The sequence below is a fragment of the Gardnerella sp. KA00771 genome (assembly GCF_049244045.1).
In the GTDB taxonomy this organism is placed as follows: Bacteria; Actinomycetota; Actinomycetes; order Actinomycetales; family Bifidobacteriaceae; genus Bifidobacterium; species Bifidobacterium swidsinskii.
The window spans coordinates 120909-139712 of the sequence record NZ_CP058368.1 but is presented as its reverse complement, the minus strand read 5'-3'; the positions used below and the strand labels follow the sequence as shown (position 1 = coordinate 139712).

The following is an 18804-nucleotide window of genomic DNA, read 5'->3' as shown; positions in this document are numbered from 1 at the left end:
TATTATTTACTAAAATTATTAATTAATCGCTAATTATTAACTAGCTATCACTACCACTGACGAGGAGTGTACTTCCAATCGTCGAAGGTTGCCTTAATTGGCTCAGTCCAGAAGCGACCAGTTACGCCGGTAGCAGGATCGACGTGAAGCATCCAACCCTTCTTTTCTGGGGATTCAATAGAAAGCACGAGCTTGTAATTTCCAGCTTTGTCAAGCTTAACGTTTGCACCGTAGTGAGGACCATCGGAAGCGTTCATCTGCATAAACGTGCCCTTACCAACGGATTCGCCGCTTGCCTTATCGACAATCTCATAATTCACAGTCAAATCTGGAATGAACTCGCCCTTACCGTAGCCAAGCTTTGTACCTTTTTGGTTAGCGTGGATATCGGCTTCAAGGTGGAAGCTTGCTTCGCTTGCCTTCAAGCCCATGCCAGCTGGAACCATGTCCACTGGCTGGAAGTACACAGCGCCAATAGTAAGAGGTCCAATGTTCTGATCTTGGTGAGGACCAACTGGAACCTCCTCAAAGCCCTTATCACCGCCCTTGTCGTCAGCCTTGTCGTCAGCCTTCTGCTCGGTTGCTTGTGACTTAGCATCAGTTTTAGCTGAATTGCCATTAGAACCGCATCCAGCGAGCGCAAGCAGCCCAGCAAGAGCCAAAGCTGCAATTGCCATCATTTTATTATTCTTCATATCTAACCTTCTGTGTTTGTTGTTAGTTATTTTTATTTAATTGTTGTTATTGGTTGTTTATTAATTATTTATTAGTTGGTTATTTGTTGTTTTGCTTATTTATTTTCTATCGCGCGTTTCCCACGACTTCGCGCAATAGATACGCAAAGCAGTGAAATCACAACAATTGCTGCCACAATTTGAGCAACAATCGTCTCAACATACGGATAGAACCCAAGCCAATCGTTAGTTGGCAAGCCTTGAATATACATTCCTTCGAGAGCATCACCCTCGATTAACGCGTGCACACCACCGCCTGCAAAAATCACTACGAGAACAGACATAAGAGCACTTGTTCCAGTAAAGAATGGGCGAATTGGTATGCGCACAGATGCGAAACGAATCAGCAAGAATATCACTACAAGAACTGCAGCAGCAGAAATGAAGCCTCCCCAAATCATAGAGTCAGCTCCGTTTGAAACTGCAAAGATTGCTTGATAGAAGATTACAGTTTCGGCACCTTCGCGGAACACCGCAAGGAAACTCAATAACGCTAAAGAAACCAAGCTTCCCTTAGAAACTGCTGCCGTTGTTTGCTCACTAATATACTTATTCCATGCTTGCACTGAAGATCTAGAAATCATCCAATTACTCGTGTAAAGCAGCATAAGCATTGCGAACAATGCAACAACGCCTTCTGTAATCTCCTGCTGCGGACCAGAGCCATTAAATAGCAAGCCGAATAGTGCAGCTACAGCAAGAGATGCCACAATTCCAGCCGCAATACCTAAGTAAATATACTTCACCATATTCTTGTGACCGGATTTAACAAGGTATGCAATAATTGCTGCAACAACTAGCAACGCTTCCAAACCTTCACGAAGCAAAATCACGAAAGCTTGACCAAATGAGCTAGTTATGAATTGCATAAATGGATTTGCGCTTGAAGATGCGCCTTTGTCTAATTTTGCTGCGTCTTCAATAAGCATCGCTTTAAGATCCGTTACGAACTTTTTAGCTTGCTCAACAGTTGCACCGTTGTTCATTGTTTGGCGGCACTCTTTGAATTGATATTCGACAGTCGAAACGCGACTTCCGCTTATTGCATTCATCACGTTCTTCTCGAAACCAAGCTTTTCGTAATACTGGTAATAGGCTTCGTTAATTAAATCAACTGCAGATGCTACTTGAGTTTTATTACCTTTTGCAGACTTGTATTTTGCAACAGACTCGTCGAGAATAACGTTCATTTCTCGAGCAACTTGACCCCACGTACGACCATTGCGCCCGAGGTTTTTCTTTTTTGCAGCATCAAGCTTTTTGCGCTCTGCTTTAATTTGCGCACGCAACTTTTGTGCATAAACATTTGGCTTATCCACTTTTAAGTTGGCATCGAGACTAGATGCAGTTTGTGCAACATCCACTGAAAGAGCCGTTGAAACAGCACTTATTTGTGAACCTTGATTTTGCTGGTATACAAGCGTTTGTAGCTGCTGGAATTGATCAGTTTGTGCCTGAACTTTATTCTGCCCGATTGCATCTCGCACAACCGTAATCATGTTAGAAGCAACGTAAACGGAATTGTATGCTGCTTCAAATCGAGTTGCAGCTCCAGAATTGTTGCCACTATTGTATTCTGATTGACCTTGTAGCAATTCTTTGTTAATTGCTTTAGAAACTTCTGTCCAGCTAGTATACGAACGATCTGCATCTGTTGCAAAAGCTGGAATAGTTGTAGCAAACGAGCTCACTATGCAACCTACCAACATGCACACAGCCAGAATCAGTGCAGCCGAGTCACGAATAATTCGGCGCACTTTTACACACGCGCGCATAACATCTCCTCGCGTTCTTCCGCGTCTTCTTGCGATTCCGCACTTCTCACGCGTTTTACGCCTTTTGCGTTAACGCATTTCCTGCATATCTACGCGCTCTACCCCAAATTGAGCGCACCCAACTAAAACTTGCCATTACAAAGGCCCCACAGGTACATAATATCGACATATCAAGTAGATTGATATAGTTCAACGCAAAAAACACGCAAATATTACAAAAATGATATTGATAACGAGAATTATCTTTCGTTTTTACTAAAGCCGACAAGCCCAACAAACTCATTAAACATGTTTCTCATACTTTCTACAATGCGACTTTTCTTCTCAGCGCGCGCCTTAGCCGCAGCGCCAAATCTGCTCATTCTAGGCATTAAATCATTAATGTCTGTACCAAGCTCACTCACTTCGCCAGCGCTAAAAGATTTCTCCATAAACTTGCGAGTCAAAGCATCGTTTAACCCTTCGCTTTGCACGAGTTGCGCCAAATCATGATTATACTTTTGCTCAACATACTCGCTCCAGCAATCAACAATGCTCAACTTGTTTCCGTTAGAATCGTAAACGGTAATTGTATCGCCAGAATCCACAAGCTTATCAAGCTCATTCTCATTAAGCTGCGCAATAAACCCTTCAATAAGCTTCTTTTTACTACGCAACTGCGGGCTAGAGTCAACCGCAACCCTAATAGAGGCAAGAACATTTTTATCTTTACAATGCTTGCTATGGTAATGTTCTACTAACATCAAAATGTAGTCAATATTTACTTCTACTTGGCGCACAAGCTCCATCTCAAACACAACGTCATCCGTAATGTCGGCGACCTCGCCTTTTTGCTCTTTGCGCTTCCACTCTTCATGCAAATCTTGGTAATGCCCCAAGTAATCTTGCATATCACGCTCTTTGATTATTTCGTTGCCTTCAAATTGATCGAAAGCTTTCAGCATGTTACGCAAGCGCAAAATATTGCTAAAAAGCGATATAAACTTTTTCTGATTCTCTTCTCCAACAATGTTGAAGCCTTGCAGCGGATACTTTTCCATAAGCTCATTTACTAAATCACTGTATCCACAGCGCTCAATTCCTTTATCGTCAACGTAACCGTTGAAAATCTGCTCAAACGTAGGGCAAAGCACAATACCTTGCGCATCTTTATCTCCAAAAAGACTTACCGCTTCGTCAACTCTATAACTCAAATCCCTAAAGCACACAATGTTTCCGAATGTTTTAACGGAATTTAAGATTCGATTCGTGCGCGAAAACGCTTGAATAAGCCCATGCATGCGAAGATTTTTATCTACCCAAAGCGTGTTCAAAGTTGTTGCATCAAAACCAGTTAGGAACATGTTGACTACAATCAAAACGTCAATTTCCTTATTTTTCATGCGAATTGAAACGTCTTTGTAATAGTTTTGGAATTTGTTATTTGACGCATCATACGCAGTATTAAACATTTCGTTATAGTCTTTTATTGCGCTTTCCAAGAATTCTTGCGAATTTGCGTCTAGCTTTGCCGTGCTTTCGGAATTTTCTTCTCCAAGAGAACCCATGCCGTTGCTATACTCCGAAGAATCTGACTCACCCTCGTTTACTGCATAGCTGAAAATAGTTGCTACTTTTAAGCGTTCGCTTGTAGGCAAGTTTTGCTGCTGCTTTTTGAACTCGTTGTAATACGCTTTTGCAAGAGGAATGTCTGCAACAGCAAAGATTGAATTAAAGCCGTTTATGTCAACTTCTTCAGAAGATTTTTTAGTCTCTAAAGTATTATGCTTATCTGCAGCAAGTTCTTTAACGTTAATAATGCGCTTGTATTTGTAAGTCTTCTCGTTGCGATACGTTTTTTGAGTAAAATGCTCAATAATGTATTGAACAACATTATGCACGCGATCTTTATGCCTAATTACATCTGGTCGATTAATATCTTTAACCAATTCGTCGGTTGCTTTTTCCAGCTCGCTCGACGTTTTTACAGTAGCAACGTATTCCACGCGGAATGGCAACACGTTTTTATCGTTAATCGCGTTAATGATTGTGTACGTATGCAAGCACGGTCCAAAGGTTTGCTCGGTTGTGGAAAGATGCGCAGCGTCGGAGCCAGCAGCGTTCGCTTCAAAAATTGGCGTGCCAGTAAACCCAAAAAGCAGAGCATTTTTAAAGTGTTTTACAATATCTGCATGCATGCCTCCAAACTGGCTTCTGTGGCATTCGTCAAAAATAAACACTATGCGCTTTTTGTAAATTTCATGACTTGGGTTGTTGCTTATAAATTTACTAAGCTTTTGAATAGTGGTTATAATAAGCCTGCATTCTTCCGTATTGTCTTCTAGCTGTTTTGTAAGCACAGCTGTTGAAGTGTTACTATTTGCGGCTCCTTTTTCAAACCTGTCGTATTCTCTCATTGTTTGATAGTCAAGATCTTTACGGTCTACAACAAACAAAACTTTGTCAACAAGATTATTGCCTTCTGCGTCTTTCAAAGCTTTTACTAGCTGCGATGTTTTGAAGCTAGTTAGCGTTTTACCAGATCCAGTAGTATGCCAAATATATCCGCCCTTTTGACGCTCTGCTGCCGGCATTTTGCTCGCATTAGCAAACATGTATTTTACGCGATTCACTATGTTTTCTGCTGCAGTAATCTGGTATGGACGCATAACCATCAAGCAATCTTCTGCATTAAAAACGCAATATTTTGTGAGAATGTTAAGAATTACGTGCTTTGCAAAGAAGGTTTTAGCAAAATCGCATAAGTCGGAGATTATAGTGTTTTGAGCATCGGACCAATAGTTTGTAAATTCAAAACTGTTACTTGTTGTGCTTTTGCTAGATCCTTTACTTTTCTGCTCGTTGTACGCATTATTGCGAGTTGAGTTGGAGTAATACTTTGTTTCAGTGCCGTTTGAGATTACGAAAATTTGCACGTATCCAAATAGTCCGCTTCCAGCCCAAAATGAGTCGCGAGCATAACGGTTAATCTGATTGAACGCTTCTCTAATAGGCACACCTCTGCGCTTTAGCTCAATATGAACCATCGGCAAGCCGTTTACTAGAACAGTCACATCGTAACGATTGCTACGCGCAGGGCCATTTGCATCATTATTGTTTGCATTATCGTTTGCGTTAACAGCATATTGGTTGATTACTTGCACAATATTCTTGTGAATATTTTCTTTGTCAATAATAGTAATGTTCTTATCTACGCCGTCATCTTTTTTGAGTATTTTAACGTTATCTCGCTGAATAGTATCTGTTTTCTTAACTATATCGTCAGTGCTGTTTGCAATATTTTCTTTGAAAAATCTTTCCCACTCGTCATTCGAAAAATGGTAGTCGTTGAGCTTTTCGATTTGCACGCGAAGATTTGCTATAAGATCTTTCTCGCTGTGAATGTGAGCGTACTCGTAGCCTTGGGATTGCAAAATGTTAATGAACTCTTCTTCGAGCTGCGCTTCGCTTTGATAGCTGCCGTCGTTGCGCGCGCTTGGCGTAAACGTAGACATTACAGTGCTATCTTGATTCTCTAACACAATTTTCATTCTGCTTCCTTCTTTCTTACTTACTCACATAACGCATTGCATATTCTACAAATTTAAATTATCTCCAATGTAAATGGTTAAATATCCCATTTTTATATTCTTCATTTTTATTCAGAAAATCTTTTATTTCAGTCTCATAATTATGATTGTTTTCTATTTTTGATACTAAATACATTAAATTTACTAATGCTGCAGCAATAGATTTATCCGTATAACCATTTAATAAAGAAGAATTTTTAACATCACGAATTGAAGGAGTCGATATTACAGTTTCCTTATACCATAATCTACAATGATGAGAACACAAATTACGCAAGTAAACTATTGAATGGATTGCTTCAGAAGATTTACGAATTTCTGTTTTTAACCCCATTGAATCAAAAAGTTTTCGCAACACATTAGTATCTTCGTACAAAGAAATCATTCGTGAAATAGTATCAAATGGAAAAGCTTCAACAGCAGCCCATATTGGTATAGGTTGTTTCTTACTCTTGTAATGTTTTATACAAACTTCGTTAGATTTTTCCAGCCATTTATTCATATTAGATAAAAGATTATTTATGCTTATATTAGATTTTTTAATATACGAATCTGAATTGAAGTATGTATATGCTCCTCCAGAGTTTGCAACGTGATATGCAAATCTAGATCTTAATGTTAACTCTACTTGTGCGGTACCTTTAAGAATAATTGTTCGCAATTCTTCATCCATTTTGTACGGCACAAGAAAATCAACATCTTTGCTGCCTGGCTTAAACTGATTATTGCCAGAAGAAGGATCGACTTGAAACACTCGAAAATACCCAGATAATCTATAGTAGTTGCAGTTATATAGCATACTTTTTAAATTATTTTCATCTGTAACTACTAATCCTCGAGTTTTCATGAGTTGAATCATATCGTCAATAGATTTTGGAGGCTTTGAATCAGCTGAAAAACAAGAAGAACCCCCAGGTTTGAGCACTGTTAGTAGGCTTAGGGGGCTGCTGTTATCAGCAAGTCTATCAGACATTTTTTACCTCCTCAATCTCTTCGGCGAGTCTCACTAGAAATGTAATTTATATAAATTGTAATACTAGATACGCTTTTATAGGTTACTTTACATAAATTGTGCATAACTACATTACGCACGCTTGAAGGTTAGGAGTTGATCGCGATAGTACTCGTACTGCTTACGTCTAGCTTCGATTTCTGCAGGCAAACCTTGAGTTAAATCATTGCACAGAGCATCAAAACGATCCAGAATTTGTACGATTTGACGCTGTACTCCTAGAGGCGGAACGGGGATTGTTACTTTACTCATAACATTACTCATGAGTTTTGCATTACCCATGCCCGAACTTACATAGTTCTTCGCATGAATTGTCAACGCATAATACACATACTTAGTGTCAACTTGACAATCTGATATATCAATAACGCCACAAACATTTGTCACACTGAATTTACCGTCACGATAGAACACTGTTCCAGCATTAGCACCATCAGTTGTCCATGTCACATACTTACCGTCAAACATGTAAGTAGAAATCGCACCAAATTGACCATTATTTTCTGTTTGAGACGAGTAAACAGGATACTCACCTGAATTATCATTTATAAAGCTTTTCGACATTACTTTACCACGAGAAAGCGTAGCAATATCGCCAATCTTCTTATACTCCACACCGTTTGGGCAGTAGCGTGAGATAAGCGAGCGTAGGGGATTATTATCGTTAAAAGTGAGTAAGGTATCTCGATAATACTCGTATTGCTTTTTACGAGCTGTAAGCTCTGCTGTAAGCTCTGCTGTAAGCTCTGTGAAATTGTCCAATATGCGGACAATTTCACGTTGTACCTCCAGAGGAGGGACGGGGACTTGAATTTTAATGAAATCTTTTTGATTCAGATTGCTACGATCGCTAATAGTCATTTTACGTATATCAATCTTGCACTTATGTGAATTGAAATATGTGCATAAATAATACGGATAAACTTGATTAAAATCCTTTATTCTAGAGGTAATTGTAGTAAATCCTATAGATCCTGCATATTCATCAGTAATAACTGCCGACGTACCTACATCACCAGTATGAATAGTGATAATGTCATTCTTTCTTAGAAGTTTACTACTATTTTTTTTAGCGAATGAATCATCAATATGTTCAATATTTTTCAGTTCAATTCTACCTTGTTGAATATCTGAATTGTGAAGTAACAAAACGCCAGAATCTCTTTTATATTTTGTTACAGATGTTGCTAATCCAATACTAACATCAGCAATATCTCCAATTTTCTTATACTCCACACCATTAGGGCAAAGCTCAGCAATTAAATCCTCAAGTTTGCTAGTCATTGAGCCACCTCGCTATTATCAAAGTTAACGCTGCCAGCTTCAATCTCGCTTACAATCTTCTCAATTTGTTCGCGTAACTCTTGCTCGCGAGCGCAAACCGATGCAATTTGCGCGTTAAGCTCCGTAATATTAATCTTTTCGCGAGTATCTTCTACTTCAACGTACGTGGAAACGGAAAGATTGTATTTATTGGATTCCACTTCTTCCAAAGACGCTACGTGCGCAATATGCTCCACATCTTGCCTAGAAGTGTACCACTTAACAATTTGCTCAATGTTCTCGTCCGAAAGCTTGTTGCTATTCGTTGACTTTACAAACTGTTGGCTAGCATCAACAAACAATATAGAAGTGTCGTTTTGCTTGTTTTTACGCAAAACCATAATGCACGTAGCAATCGAAGTGCCAAAGAATAAGTTGCTTGGAAGTTGAATCACGCAATCAACAGCATTATGCTCAATTAAATATTGGCGAATCTTTTGCTCAGCTCCGCCTCTATACATAATCCCAGGGAAGCAAACAATTGCAGCAGCACCATCTTCTGCCAGATGCGCTAAACAGTGCAACACAAACGCCATATCCGCCTTACTTTTTGGAGCAAGAACTCCAGCTGGAGCAAAACGAGGATCGTTAATCATCAACGGATTAGAATCCCCCTCCCAACTCGTGGAATAAGGCGGATTAGAAACCACTAACTCGAACTTTTTATTAGCGTCGATTTTCGGTTTTATAAGAGTATCGCCGCAAGTAATAGTAAACTTATCAAAATTCACATCGTGCAAAAACATGTTCATGCGGCACAAGTTGTAGCTAGTAACGTTCTTTTCTTGGCCGTAAAAACCGCCATTAATATTTTCAATGCCTAGCACTTTTTTGGCTTTTAGCAGAAGCGAGCCAGAACCGCACGCAGGATCTAGTTTCTTACCCATTTGGATACAATGAAACCTTGACCTTGAACTCTGAAACTATTGTTCTGTACTCTGAAACCTTTTAATCGATACTTTCCTCATCTACAAATTTCCAAACATACCCACCAGCATGTCTTTGAACACCTTTTGCTGTATCACGAATGCTTTTAGAATTTACACCTGTTTTTCTTACTGCATCTGCAATTGTCTCAAATCTTTCGATGATGTTTCCCTCATCATCCATCTGGAATACTGAGCGACCAGCTTTGTTTTTAGTGGCTTTTTCTGATTGAGCACAAGTGCTTTTTTCTAGCTTTCGCCTTGCTTTAGACTCTTGCGTTTTTCCGTTCTCTCTGTTTTATCAATGCTTTAATGGCATTGTTTCGTCTGGTAATCAATTGACTAGTTTTCATATTAAGTTTTGCTAATCTCTTGATTCCTTCATTTAAGATATCAATTTCATTGTCATAGTCTTTTGTCTTATGGAATGCCATCGCATAGGATTCATACAGCGCTGAAGCACAATAGCCATTAAATCTAGCCTTGTCAAAACAATCAATTGCTTCATCAAAGCTTCCAGATTTTCTAAAGCTATCGCCTTTTTCCCAAAATGAATAGCCATCATCAAAGCCAGTGTCCCAATCATTTACATTACGTATTTTTGATAATGAAGCTCTGCTATGAACAGGATTAATCTCTATTTCTAAAAGATCACCATTGTGTTTTTCTTCTAGTTTCTTGAATATATATTTTATTATTTCTGATATTCGTAAGCGACTTTTGCCTATTTAAGCGACAATAAAATAATTGTTCGATTGAGCGAACCACTAATTTTATGTATAATAAAGACTAGATTTTTGTACTATGAAAGAAGATAAATTATCATGCTACATTCTAAGGCAGAATGGCTTAATGATTTTCGCATCTATTCAGATTCAGTTTTGGTGGCGTTGTCGCACACTCGAAAAAGTAAAAAAGATAAGGCAAGCGAAATCAATAAGTCCATTAAGAACTACCGCAATGAAAAACTATCTTTAATTCTTAGGAAGTCCCGTTCTGAAAAGTGGGATAATGAGCGCATTCTTAATGAAATTATGTGCATGACATATGCGTCATATATTGCAATGTTGGAATACCGCAATAAGGTATGGCCTTATGAATACATGGCGTTTGCTCGACGTATTGGGGAATTGTGGGAACCGTTCTGTCGTTTACCGTTTGAATATCCTATTAAAACATTACGTATTATTGAACCCCCAAAATTTGAAGATGTTCAATCTGGAATACAAAAGAACGCAACTGATTATATCAATTCATTGCAGCTAGCTGATGATATTAAAAAAGAGTTAAAGCGACACTATTCTATACCGTGGACTATGGTTGATAGCGGCGGCATAAAATTAGCGCTTGATCTTCACTTTGAGCAGAACGGTATTCACTATAACTGTGATTTTAAAAGTGGGTTTAGTTCAAACGAAAAAGGAAATACGAACCGTCTGCTTTTAGTTGCAAGTATATATAATTCGCTTGGTGCTGGCGAAAAAACACTTTTATTTGTTCGGCAGAACGAAGATGAAAACAATCATTATCTCCAAACATTAAAGAATTCGCCTTATTGGGATGTATATTGCGCTAATGATTGTTATGAAGCGATTAAGTCCTTTACTGGTTTTGATTTGCGTAATTGGTTAGATGTAAATGCAGATTGGAAAAAAGATATAAGTGCCGATTTCAAGCAACACTTACAAGCTAACGATCTACTAAAATACTTGACGTGGTAACAAAAACAGCATATACTTTATCTTAAGTTTTATCTTAAGTAATCGAAAGGCGTGTGCTGTGTATGAAAGATACTTTTTGTTCCTACTATACAAATTCAGACGAAATTACATCCTATATGGTTAACCGTTTGGAAATAGAGGAAAACGATATTATTCTTGAGCCGTCAGCGGGGGAAGGAATATTTATTGACCAAATTTTGAACTCTAATAAAATGATTCAAATTGATGCGCTTGACATCAATGCAGAAGCAATAAAAATTCTTAATTCAAAATATCAAGATCTTCCTTCCATCACTGTACGAGAAACAGACACTCTGTTAGATGAAAGATTAGATTTGCTAAGTTCTCCGGAATTGTGGATTAAGCAAACAGATACATTGCTTGATGAACAGCTTAATTTTTTTGGTTCAATAGGTGGGCATTACAACAAAGTAATAGGCAATCCGCCTTATGGGGCGTGGCAAGATTATGATAAGAGGGCACAACTAAAGAAAAAATATCCGGGGCAGTATGTAAAAGAAACATATTCACTTTTTTTATTACGTTGCATTTCACTGTTAAGAAATGGTGGTCGGCTTTCATTCATTATTCCCGACACGTACTTGTTTTTGAATTTACATGCGAAATTACGTGAACTGCTGCTAACATCAACAAGGATAGTCGAAATCATTACTTTCCCTTCAAAATTCTTTCCGGGTGTTAGTTTTGGTTATTCTAACTTGTCAATCATAACATTAGAACGAACAAACAAAGAAAATGCTTTAAATAATACCGTAAGAATTGTACAAGGTTTTGAATCTGCTAATGAATTTCAGTTGCTATTAAATGATTCACAGCTTCCAGATAATCTTAGTACCTTTTTTGTAAAACAGTCGGATGTTCTTACAAACGACAAGCACCGTTTTATTCTTGCAGATAGTTCAACGAATGCAATAATAAACACTGCTTTAATTCGTCTTGGCGATATTGCAAACATTGTTACTGGATTTTATACAGGTGACAATAAAAGATTTATTCGCGCTGCTGATGATAGCGTGAAAGGCAGCAAGAACTATGAGAAAGTAAATCCTTCACAAATATTTAATTGTAGTTCATTATCAGGAATCAAAGAAGTTTCAGAAGGCTACATTCCTTATGTAAAAAGTGCTTCAAAAACTAGATATTATCGCGAAAAAGATGAATGGTTTGTTCGATGGGATGAAGATACTATTGAATATTATAATAGTCATCCAAAATCACGGTTTCAAAATTCAGCATTCTATTTCAAAAAGGGCGTTGCAATACCAATGGTTAAGGCAAGCACCATACGTGCGTTCTATATCGAAAATAGAGTATTCGATCAATCTATTGTCGGAATTTTCCCGAAAGATCAATCGAAGATACTGTACGTGCTTGCACTTATGAATTCAGATATTGTGAATGAACTAATTCATACTATCAATCCAACTGCTAATAATTCAGCCAACTACATTAAACAAATTCCTTATTTTGAACCGCCAAAATCAGTTTTAGAGAAAATTAACAATAAGGTAAAACATATTCTTTCCCTTGGGGAGAAAGGAAAAATTACAGAATGTGAAAAGCTACATTCTGAATTGAATCATACAATAAATGAACTGTATTCTAATTTCAGAAAGTAAATTGCTTACTCTATCCGCCTACAGCATAACGTGAGGTCGCTTTTGTAGCCCTCGAAAACATCAACCCGTATTATTTCGTACAAGTTCCCCTTATATAGAATTACATGGGTTGTTGTTATATCCGTTCTGTAATTGATAATAAACGGGGCTTCTTCTTCAACATGCGTGACAGTGCCGCATAATTCTTTCATGGATAAATGCCGAAAATACGCCCACAGCGGCGGGGTAATGGGTGCAAACTCACTTTGCTATTGCCGTATTTATCATGCGTATAGGTCTTTCCTAAAATCTCTATTTTCTTATCTTTCAATTTCATGCTGCCACCCCCTTAGATTGCACTTGTATATTCGTTGTAATGCTCATATAGCCCCACATAGCAGTCAAGCAGTGCTGCCGTGCCGTCTATTCGCTGTTTTGGGCTTTGGTTCTTGATAGGAACGATATTTCCGTTTCCGTCAGTCTGCACGCCCGTATTCGTTAAGCACCATTTCAAAACCGGGTTATTGCCGCATATAACTTTATGTGCCTGTAAGTCTGCCCCTAACATCTGCATAGGCAGAGAAAGAGTTTTTGCCTCTTGTATGCAGCGCACCATATTAAAGCCCTGCATTTGCATTTTTCTACAAAATACCTTGCAAAATAGATGTAATAATATACCCACGCCGGTAATAATTCGTATTTTGCAACACTTTACAAAACTCTGTTGTTATATCGGAATAGTTGATTGCCTTTCCAGTGCAAAGACGTATCAAGCCCCGTTCATACCACTTGTCATAAGGGATTTCATCTTGCTGCACACGTTCTGTCAGACACTCGGTAGGAATCCAGTACAGTATACTGCTGACCAATTTGTTTATAACCAAGTTTTATTAATAATGCTTGAAGATTGTCTACTGTTATCATTTTTACCTCCTTATATCCATCCTGTACATTCAATCCGTCTCGATGCTACGCCTTAGACATTAGGCAGACACTCTCTTTTTGAGAGGTCGCTTTTTAATCTTATACATCACTCAGCCTCCGGAATAAGTCCAGCACTTATAGACCCCCTAAGAAGTAAAAGAGCACCCCCTTGCCTAAGTAGCACACACCCCTAAAACCAAAAAAGACACCCCATAAAAAGAAAAAATCCAGCGTCAATTCACGCCAGACCTTCATTCACGTTCTTCTGCTTAGCCAGCCTACAATAAACCCTTATTTACAGTGTTCTTTTAGGCAACAGCCAATAGGCTTGGTATCATTTCCTGTAAAGTTATCTCGTACACGCTGGAAATACTTGATTTTCCATTGGTTCCAAGGCGCGTGAGCAGCATTGAGACTTCTGCAGGCGTAAAGTATTCGCCACCAGACTTGCCAGCGTTAGAAGCGTACAAGCCCATCAAATATTCGTAAGCATCACCAAAAGCCTCAATCACGTTGTTGTTTACACTACCAAGCTTCATCTCACTAATCACTTGTAATAACTTAACAAAACGCTTATTTCTGCCTTCAACAGTGTCTGCAAGCTTAATGTTATTCACATCGTAATCGGAGAATAATCCCTTAAAATCACCAGACGAATCAGTTCCTTGAGAAGAAGCTTCAATATTGCGGAACACGCGGCTCAACGTTTCGTTTAGATTGCTATCTTGAGGAGCGTTCTTAAGCACATTGCAAAACAGCTCGCTAGGAAGTATAAAGAAGCCTTTTTCACTAATCATTTCACTGCGAAGAGGCTCGGCATCTTCATCGCTTATTTTTGCATAATCAAAGTCTGGATCGCCGCCTTCAGATTCGTGCTCATCTTTATTGATATAATCGCATAAATTCTCGGAAATATAGCGATAAAACATTGTGCACAATACGTATGCTTTGAAGTCCCAACCATCAACAGAACCTCGCAAATCGTCTGCAATCTTCCAAATCGTGCGATGCAATTCCGCGCGTTCTTCTTCTTTGCGAGTGTCCATTTTGCCGCTCCCTATTTGTGCAATTTGTGCAAGCGCATGCGCCATAATTAAATAAACTCAATAATTACGCAATAATTACGCAATAATTAAATAAGCGTTCTTTAATATTCTACTGTAAACGCGCACAATCAGCAGCGATGTTATTTGCATAATGTTATTTTCATTGCTTGCGTCTAGCTTCGATTTTGTGCGCGCAAGCCTTGAGTTACAAAAGACACAACGCAACAACGCATTAGGCAATAAGGCGATTATTCAGCAAAAAAGCGCGCTGGGAAAGCACACGTTTTGCGAAGCGCATGATTTGGCTGCATTACAGCAAACTCAGCGCCGGTAGTTTGCGCGATTTTTTGCAAATCGCTTTCTTGCGAAATAAAAAGCGCAGTTGCGAGCGCATCGGCGTAAGCAGTCGGAAAAGCACATGTTTTAGCAGGAACGTAAGTCCAGCTTGCAGAAAGTTTTTGCGAAGGTACGCCATCTAAAGCGTTGATAAGGTGAGTTGCAACTACATTAGATTCAAAAGCATCAGCTGCAAGGCAATTTGTGTCTTTTACTTTCCAGCGCCTTCTTGCAGCAGACGAAGCACACAACGCTCCGCTTGCGATTGATGCCACACCTACCGCTTGCGTTGTGTCAAAAGGATTTTCTAGCGCAACTTTTATTTGACTATTCTTTTTGCTAAAGCAAGCGCGCATATCTCCGCCTGCGTTTACCAAAAAATCAAAATCCGAAGGAAAATAATTATTCGCAGTCGAATCGTCACTAAACTCCTCTTTAATAATCTGCATTACAAGATCTACAAAATAGCCCTTACCGGCTGCACCAAAATCAAGCTGCACTGGCTTATTTGTGTGAAGCGTTGCGCCGCCGTCATCTCGCGAAATATCTGCCCACTTAACTGGCAGAGCGCGGCGATAGTTAGAGCAACTGTAGCTGCTGCTATTATCGTTCTTGCCTGCGCTAGCTGCCGACTCCGGAACGAATTGCACAGAATTGTTGTAGCCAAGCGCAAGCAGATCCGCACCAATACAAGCGTCAAAAGCACCGTGCGTGGCATCGTAAAACTCGCTATAGATCGCAAAAAGCGGCTGAGCCCACGTTGGAAACTCAAACTCGCCGCCATGCTCCGCACAAGCCATGCGCGAAACAAGCGAATCCGCACGAAAGCGCGAAAGCACCGATTCATACTCTTCAATAAAATCGCGAATCCGATTCTGCACGCGCTGCGAAATCGGCACGCTGCTAGAGATAATAATCCCCGTGCCAAGCGCGCGCTCAATCGCCATTACATTCCCAAACATCACTTTCCTCACACAAAAACATCGCTTGCCTCACGCAAACATTTCATTCGCTTTTTTAGAAAGCTCATACCGAATAGGGCGTTCGCCAATAGAATCAACCATTCCAAGCTCAATCAAACCGTTAAGCGCACTCACAATCTTTCTCTCACCAACCTGCTCAGCAATTGCATTGCCAACATATTCGCTTAATTGCTTGCGAGTCATCGGAGTTGGATTATACGAAAAAAGCTTATTTTGCAACAAAATAGACAGAACTTCACGCTGCACTTTAGAAATTTCTTCCTCTGAGAAAAGCTCACGCAGCTTACCCATACAGTAAATAATGTGCTTTAATTGCACACTAATATTCTCAAACACTTCGCCCTGTGCTTTTACAATATATTCCAACATTGTGCAACAAAACATAGTTAAATCATTGCAATTAAACAGCTCCTGAGCTTTAGAAAAAGCAGCATAGTATCCAGATTTTTCTGCATAAATTATAGAGCTTAAGCTCAAAATTGTTGGCATCGAAAGATGCTCATGCAATTGCAAAGCAAGCAAAAACCGCCCAGTTCTACCGTTTCCATCGTAAAACGGGTGCACGCTCTCAAAAGCATAGTGGCACATGCACGCCTTAATAAGCGTTGGAACTTCGCTGCTATTCATCAAACTCAACATCTGTGTTAAATGATCTTGAATTTCTGCTTCCGTTGCATCGCCATCGTGCACTACATTATTTGCACCATCACGAATACTTACTTTTCCACTCCTAAAAATCTCGCCATCTGGAATATTATTTGCTTCTAATTCGCCCTGCATAATACTGTCGTAGATTTTTCGTATATCTTGCAAGGTTTGTGGAATCGAAGTGTCACATTCATTTGAATCCGCAAGCTCGAGAAAAAGCTTAGTAAATTCACTAAAACGCGTATGATTATTCTGCTCGTTTGCAGCATCAAGTGCTTTGGAAAGCTCTTTTCTAGTGCTGTGAACACCTTCAATAATGTTGGTATTTTGCACTTCTTTTGCAATAAGTTGCATTAAATACTCGCGCTGAGCAAACCGCGGCAACTCGTTCCACGCTTTTTCAACCGCTTTTTCAGTATTCGCAATATAATTCATATACGTCACAAGATCCGTTACGCACATTGCAAAAATCTCATGCGCATCAAATACGATTCCAGAACGATACGTCACTGGATTATCAATGCGCAAGCAATACTCTTCTTCCGCAATATCACAAGGTTTTGCATTACTTTTAGACATTGCAACTATTTTGCGTATTGTTTTGTAATCCATAATGCGACTCCGTTTACATTATTGCGTTTACATTATTGAGGATTTTGTAGTGATGTCTTGCAATATTTTGCTTGCGATATTTTGCTTATACGCAAATAACGCATTTATCACAAAATGATTGCATAACTAATATAAAAGTCTATTCTATACCTACATTTTGGCAAAATGAAGGCATAGCACACAAAAAACATTCGTCTATACCGACATTTTGGCAAAAACGCGCTATAGAAACATCGGAAGCATTGGCAACATCACACCACTCGTTTCGGCGTTCGCAATACTCAAACGCTAAATTCAATCTATGCCGTAACGCGTTTTATACGCAGCGTAATCCTTATCTTGCAAAATACTAGCCACATTCGGAGCGTATTCGTATTCTTCTTCAACAAGATGCGCAAACTGCTGCTGAGCTAAAAGCTCAACATTCAAAGGCTTTGTAATAATGTGGAACATATCCTCAAGAAGCTTCGTATCGTTAGCATCTTTAGCCTGGATTGAAGCTTCGTCGTTAACACGCTGCGTTATTAATCCCCAATCGAAATGGTATCCAGCATCTCGCGCAACTATATCCCAAAAAACGCGTTGCGTTCTACCATTGCCCTCACGAAATGGGTGTAAAACATTAAAATTATTGTAATTTACACTTAGCTTACTAATAAACTCGTCAATAGATAAACCTTGCAATAAATTATCATTTTTAAGCGTTTGCTCACAGTAACGAATCCCAACGCCCATGTATTCAAGCGGATGAAACGGTTCGCCGCCGCCTTTAGTCATATCTATAGTGCGAATCTGGCCAGCCCAATCGTAAACATCTTGAAAAAGATAATGATGAATCCACTGCAATTGCTTAACAGTTCCTTCAGCATGTGGCAAGTTTTCGTACAAAATAGAACATCTTGTGAGAACAGCATCGTTCTCATATTTATCTAATTCAATCTGATTATTTATATTAGATTTGTTCTTCAATACCCTTGTGTGAGGAATAAGATAAGGGTCAAAAACTGTTTCCACGACACACAACCCAATAACTTAATCCATCACGCCATATCTAGAACGCATTCTAGCAACAAATTCATTGCTACTTATAAGACCATTAGCATATTGATTTGCGTCATAAAGAAACTCTTTTGAAGGCGAATTGCCTTCAAGTTTGCCTGAAGCTATTGCAAGACCCAAATTTTCTTGACGCCTACGTTGCGTTTCTTTATCAATCATTTCTTCTCCCTGCCAACACACGCACCCAAATCAAAAACAACTATTAACTATTTTACTATGCACGATACATTTTGATTACAACATATTCAATTACAACACATTTTACTTACAGCACATTCTGCGATTTGACGAATCTAGCATCGGCAACATAACGCCGCTCGTTTCGGCGTAGATTATTCCAAAGATAAGCGCCATGTTATAGCTAAATCTTTACTTATTTGCACATAACAACAATAAAAAGTAAAGATAATTGCAATCTTGCATATTGAAAAGTAAAGATTCGCAAAACTTAAGCAAAAAGAAAGAGCCTTCGCACACGAACGCAAATAGGCACTCACTTTCAAAAGTGAAAAAATTT

16 protein-coding genes and 2 pseudogenes are annotated in these 18804 nt (G+C 39.0%); 2 read left to right on the top strand and 16 right to left on the bottom strand.

Annotation, left to right across the window (positions count from 1 at the left end):
- Positions 1-50: 50 nt before the first annotated feature.
- The 8 genes and pseudogenes from HXT57_RS00625 to HXT57_RS00590 all read right to left on the bottom strand — a co-directional run bounded on the left by HXT57_RS00625 (position 51) and on the right by HXT57_RS00590 (position 9925).
- Positions 51-695, bottom strand: a complete 645-nt coding sequence (locus HXT57_RS00625; protein ID WP_012913768.1) for an iron transporter — start codon at positions 693-695, stop codon at positions 51-53.
- A gap of 95 nt (positions 696-790) precedes the next feature.
- Complete coding sequence (locus HXT57_RS00620; RefSeq protein ID WP_410310248.1) at positions 791-2509, bottom strand: FTR1 family iron permease; 1719 nt, start codon at positions 2507-2509, stop codon at positions 791-793.
- A gap of 239 nt (positions 2510-2748) precedes the next feature.
- The gene (locus HXT57_RS00615) at positions 2749-6039 is read right to left on the bottom strand and encodes a type I restriction endonuclease subunit R (RefSeq protein ID WP_421783580.1); all 3291 of its coding nucleotides are present in this window, start codon (positions 6037-6039) and stop codon (positions 2749-2751) included.
- Positions 6040-6097: 58 nt separating this feature from the next.
- Positions 6098-7051: an Abi family protein gene (locus HXT57_RS00610; RefSeq protein ID WP_102703316.1), complete on the bottom strand. Its 954-nt coding sequence runs from the start codon at positions 7049-7051 to the stop codon at positions 6098-6100.
- 111 nt (positions 7052-7162) lie between these two features.
- Positions 7163-8374: a restriction endonuclease subunit S gene (locus HXT57_RS00605; RefSeq protein ID WP_102703315.1), complete on the bottom strand. Its 1212-nt coding sequence runs from the start codon at positions 8372-8374 to the stop codon at positions 7163-7165.
- Positions 8371-9285 (bottom strand): annotated as a pseudogene (locus HXT57_RS00600) (type I restriction-modification system subunit M); the annotation flags it as partial. The pseudogene HXT57_RS00600 and the gene HXT57_RS00605, both read right to left, overlap by 4 nt.
- 76 nt (positions 9286-9361) lie before the next feature.
- Positions 9362-9523, bottom strand: a complete 162-nt coding sequence (locus HXT57_RS00595) for a hypothetical protein (protein ID WP_421783577.1) — start codon at positions 9521-9523, stop codon at positions 9362-9364.
- Between the two features lie 201 nt (positions 9524-9724).
- A complete protein-coding gene (locus HXT57_RS00590; RefSeq protein ID WP_033888430.1) occupies positions 9725-9925 on the bottom strand; it encodes a hypothetical protein in 201 nt (66 codons plus the stop codon).
- Between the two features lie 238 nt (positions 9926-10163).
- Between HXT57_RS00590 and HXT57_RS00585 the strand changes: the two genes are divergently transcribed.
- Together HXT57_RS00585 and HXT57_RS00580 are read left to right on the top strand one after the other, a co-directional pair.
- Positions 10164-11060: a hypothetical protein gene (locus HXT57_RS00585; RefSeq protein WP_004109026.1), complete on the top strand. Its 897-nt coding sequence runs from the start codon at positions 10164-10166 to the stop codon at positions 11058-11060.
- A gap of 62 nt (positions 11061-11122) precedes the next feature.
- Entirely contained in the window at positions 11123-12700 is a 1578-nt protein-coding gene (locus HXT57_RS00580) for an Eco57I restriction-modification methylase domain-containing protein (RefSeq protein WP_102703314.1), read from the top strand.
- A 5-nt stretch (positions 12701-12705) separates the two neighbouring features.
- Here HXT57_RS00580 and HXT57_RS00575 read toward each other — a convergent pair whose 3' ends face one another.
- From HXT57_RS00575 to HXT57_RS00540, 8 genes and pseudogenes are all read right to left on the bottom strand, one after another.
- Entirely contained in the window at positions 12706-12891 is a 186-nt protein-coding gene (locus HXT57_RS00575; protein WP_080551010.1) for a head-tail adaptor protein, read from the bottom strand.
- On the bottom strand, positions 12888-13016 hold the full coding sequence (locus HXT57_RS00570; RefSeq protein ID WP_255408308.1) for a hypothetical protein: 129 nt from the start codon (positions 13014-13016) through the stop codon (positions 12888-12890). The genes HXT57_RS00575 and HXT57_RS00570 overlap by 4 nt, the downstream gene beginning before the upstream one ends.
- Positions 13017-13028: 12 nt before the next feature.
- Positions 13029-13316, bottom strand: a complete 288-nt coding sequence (locus tag HXT57_RS00565; protein WP_199172869.1) for a terminase TerL endonuclease subunit — start codon at positions 13314-13316, stop codon at positions 13029-13031.
- Positions 13317-13956: 640 nt separating this feature from the next.
- Positions 13957-14649: pseudogene (locus HXT57_RS00560) on the bottom strand (type I restriction-modification system subunit M); the annotation flags it as partial.
- Between the two features lie 248 nt (positions 14650-14897).
- Positions 14898-15947, bottom strand: coding sequence for an FAD:protein FMN transferase (locus HXT57_RS00555; protein ID WP_012913760.1), 1050 nt, complete (start codon positions 15945-15947; stop codon positions 14898-14900).
- Positions 15948-15977: 30 nt separating this feature from the next.
- Entirely contained in the window at positions 15978-17228 is a 1251-nt protein-coding gene (locus tag HXT57_RS00550; protein ID WP_012913759.1) for a Fic family protein, read from the bottom strand.
- 294 nt (positions 17229-17522) lie between these two features.
- Positions 17523-18242 carry a Fic/DOC family protein gene (locus tag HXT57_RS00545; RefSeq protein ID WP_012913758.1) on the bottom strand — a complete coding sequence of 240 codons (720 nt, stop codon included), beginning with the start codon at positions 18240-18242 and terminating at the stop codon, positions 17523-17525.
- 18 nt (positions 18243-18260) lie between these two features.
- Positions 18261-18446, bottom strand: a complete 186-nt coding sequence (locus HXT57_RS00540) for an antitoxin VbhA family protein (RefSeq protein WP_012913757.1) — start codon at positions 18444-18446, stop codon at positions 18261-18263.
- Between the last annotated feature and the right edge of the window lie 358 nt (positions 18447-18804).